Below are 3,270 nucleotides of genomic sequence, written 5' to 3'. Positions count from 1 at the left end.
CCCAGCAACCGCGGTTTGATGTGCGTGCGCTTCAGCGGCTGTTTCAGCAACGGATTGTCGTACAGGTAAATCTGACCGACGGAGAGATAATTGGCCGCGCGCCAGTACGCGTCTACCTTCCGCAGCATCTCGGGGCTCAGTGGACTTTGCGACGCTCTGCTCATAGGCTTGACTCCTTCCCCTCTGGCTTATTGAGAGAGAGACCGAATATACGCGAGCACTTCACGGGCCTCCTCATCGGAAGGACGTACTTCCACCTTCCCATCGCCGTATTCCGTCGCCCCTCATGAATGGTCCTGAGCAAGGCGGCGTCAAGTTTTTCCTGAACCGCGGGGGAGGTCAGGTCGGCGGGTGAGATTTGCAGCATGTGGTCTTGGCCGTCCGGCTCCCGTGATCGTTATGAGGAAAGGCGAACATTCACCCGAGACACCAACGCCTCCGAGGCAGCGATGAACGCATTCACGTACGAGCGGTCCATCAGCTTGGGCGATGGCAAGATGGCAAAGCCCTTGCGGTCGAACATGGCGCCGCTGTGTGCGTCCAGATCTGGAGAAACGAGGAGCGGCGTCAGACGTTCGGCGTAGGTCTCCGCGCTCGGAGTCAGGAGGCCGATCATCCATTCCGTGAAGCGCGACTTGAGCGTGTCCTGTCCCAAGAAGTTGTTACGGATGTCGGTCTTGATGAGCCCGGGATTCAGGCCGAAGAAGGTCGCGTTTAGGTAACGCTTCGCCGCGTCGAGCACGAGCATCTCGTTGCCGGCGACAGTGTTCATGTGCACGCGCATGGCGCCGTAGTACTTTTCGGCGTTGAGGTCATCGAGTGTGCCGGCTTGGCCGGAGCCGGGAAACCCCATAATGAATACGCGCGACTTCATTTTGGCCTCTGGACGGTCCTTACCGAGACGCGGGGCGATCTCGCGTAGAATCACCAACCTGCTCAAATAACTCACCGCCATGTCTTGCTCGATGCCCTCTGCGGTTTCTTGTCGCTTTGGGGCGGCAAAGACCCCAGTGGTGAAGATGACGATGTCCAAGGTCTCCGCAGGCAATGCTTCGCCAACGCGCTTTGCTTCACGCATGAGGCTCAGGTCCGCTTTGATAAATTCGATCCCCGGCACCTTGGAATCACGAAACGTCTGACCGACAACCACGACGGTGGCGCCACGCGAGGCCATGAAACGACTGAAGGCGCGTCCGATGCCACCGGTGCCGCCGACGATCGCAGCCTTTATTCCGTTAAGGTTGAGGCTCGAAGGGGCGACGCGACGCCATGTCCAGCTCTTGTCTCGCTTCATGACGGCCTTCTTCCCTTATGCTGTTCAGCATTGTCAACCTGGCCCAGAGCTCTCACTCGTGCATGCTTTCGTTTCACGAAAGATCGCCGGACCCATTGCATTTCAGACGCTATACCCAACGCTGGACCGCTGCCGCCGTATCGGTCGGGTTGGTATTGAAGCAGATCTTGGCGTGAGGCGCGTATTGATGGACTGTGTTGATCAGCTTCTCGAACATGAGAAAATGATCCTGATTGGTTCGCACCCCCGCTCCGATCATCACGCAGTCGAACGGCCCTTCCGCCAACTTCTTTTGCAACACAGATTCGGGCGGCTGCTTGAGGTTGAACCAACAGGCATCGGGGCTGTAGCCCAACTCGCGTAACGTTGCTTGTTCGCTATCCAGGCTAGCGGTGAGCCTATCTGCCGTCCATCCCGGATAGTTGCTGAAATCAACCGCGGATGGATGCAAGCCGGTGACGAGCACTCGTTTTCCTGTCATCTGCGAACCTCCTTGGCTTCTATCTTAAAGATCATAAGTTTTGGCATAAACAAGACATGTTCCGAATGATCACAATGGACGCGGTGTCAGTATTCAAGCGCGACCTGATAGGACCCCCGGGTAATCTCGGCTCCGAGCTCAACAAGCCTGGCCTTGGCGCGGGGCACGTGTTTCTCATACGCTTGCCGGTACTGCTCCTCGCTTTCCCAGATCGCAACATTAATGAAGTTGAATTTGCTGTCCGCTTGGATGCTTTTGTACACCTTTCCGCCAATGAGCCCTGGTTGCTCGTTCAGACTTGCTTTTTCTTCATGCAACCACTTCGTGAATTCCCCCTCTTTGGCTGTCGGGATTGAAAACACATACCTCAATGTGACTGCCATGGCGCACCTCGTATCTTTTCGTTCACTCGACGAGACTGCTGATTCCGGATGACCCCTAGTGCTTCGCCTTCAAGTGCGCCTGCAGGATGCCAGAATTCTGGATCTCGGAATTGTCCTTTCCGTACTTCTGCGCCGCCTGGAAGTGCTGAATCGCTGCCTGGGGATCTCCCGCCTTGTCCAGCGCGAGCGCCAAGTCATAGTGGGCCTCGGCGGACTGTTCATCGGTCTGCACTGCGCGCTCGAAGTATTTTTTCGCGACGCCCCAGTGCCCTTGCTCATAATGCAGATCCCTTCGGCTTACCGTGAGAGAGACCGAATATACGCGAGCACTTCACGGGCCTCCTCATCGGAAAGGACGTACTTCCACCTTCCCATCGCCGTATTCCGTCGCCCCTCATGAATGGTCCTGAGCAAGGCGGCGTCAAGTTTTTCCTGAACCGCGGGGGAGGTCAGGTCGGCCGGTGGTGGATTGAACAGACGATAGCCATCCCCCTTGCCTCCCTGGCCATGACACACCATACAGTGCTCCTCGAACAGCCGCTTTCCTTTGGAGGCACCGCCTTCGGCCGCCCACAGGCCGCATCCCTGGACTGCCCCAATGAGTATGAGTAGGATACACAGCGCACGAGCCAACACATTCATGTCTTATCCCATTTCGCCGATCGTCCGTGATATCGGCAATCGTTTTCTCTCATACATGTTCGCTTATTTGGACGAGCGGCTCTCGATTACAACTGCAGGTAGAACCCAAATCCCACCGTCTCGACTTTCTGCGCGAAGAACTGCCCATAGGGAGTGAAGCCGTGATAGTAATTCACCAGGAAGCGGAAGCGGCGACTCGATCCCTGTCTCGACCACTCGATTCCGCCGACGACATTGGCATTGATCACCCAGTTCAACTCCTCGAATGACTTGAAGTCCGCCCCGAGCACCGGCGTGACGAGAAACCCTGCCAGCGCCCGTCCAAGGATCGGTGATGGAATGGAGGGGCCGCGCAACTCGACTCCCCACTGCACGCGATTCCGGTCGAGCGAGGCCGGTTCGCGATGGACCAAATACCCTCCGCCCGCGTACAACCTCCCCCACCGGTAGTCGTAGGAAACCAGCGCTTC

At 57.2% G+C, this 3,270-nt stretch carries 7 protein-coding genes; all 7 read right to left on the bottom strand.

The genetic code is table 11. The features are described 5' to 3' along the window. A partial coding sequence (locus K1Y02_26375) for a hypothetical protein (GenBank protein MBX7259908.1) occupies positions 1–164 on the bottom strand: 164 nt, incomplete at its 3' end. 233 nt (positions 165–397) lie between these two features. Beyond that, positions 398–1,294, bottom strand: coding sequence for an SDR family NAD(P)-dependent oxidoreductase (locus K1Y02_26370; protein ID MBX7259907.1), 897 nt, complete (start codon positions 1,292–1,294; stop codon positions 398–400). Between the two features lie 109 nt (positions 1,295–1,403). Beyond that, complete coding sequence (locus K1Y02_26365) at positions 1,404–1,775, bottom strand: hypothetical protein (protein ID MBX7259906.1); 372 nt, start codon at positions 1,773–1,775, stop codon at positions 1,404–1,406. 86 nt (positions 1,776–1,861) lie between these two features. After that, entirely contained in the window at positions 1,862–2,158 is a 297-nt protein-coding gene (locus K1Y02_26360; protein ID MBX7259905.1) for a hypothetical protein, read from the bottom strand. Positions 2,159–2,213: 55 nt separating this feature from the next. After that, positions 2,214–2,444: a tetratricopeptide repeat protein gene (locus tag K1Y02_26355; protein MBX7259904.1), complete on the bottom strand. Its 231-nt coding sequence runs from the start codon at positions 2,442–2,444 to the stop codon at positions 2,214–2,216. 11 nt (positions 2,445–2,455) lie between these two features. Continuing rightward, positions 2,456–2,800, bottom strand: a complete 345-nt coding sequence (locus K1Y02_26350; protein MBX7259903.1) for a cytochrome c — start codon at positions 2,798–2,800, stop codon at positions 2,456–2,458. Positions 2,801–2,886: 86 nt separating this feature from the next. Next, a partial coding sequence (locus K1Y02_26345; protein ID MBX7259902.1) for a DUF1207 domain-containing protein occupies positions 2,887–3,270 on the bottom strand: 384 nt, incomplete at its 5' end.

The sequence above is a fragment of the Candidatus Hydrogenedentota bacterium genome, assembly GCA_019695095.1.
Classification (GTDB): Bacteria; Hydrogenedentota; Hydrogenedentia; order Hydrogenedentales; family SLHB01; genus JAIBAQ01.
The sequence above is the reverse complement of the archived record's forward strand: the minus strand, read 5'-3'. Positions and strand labels throughout refer to the sequence as shown.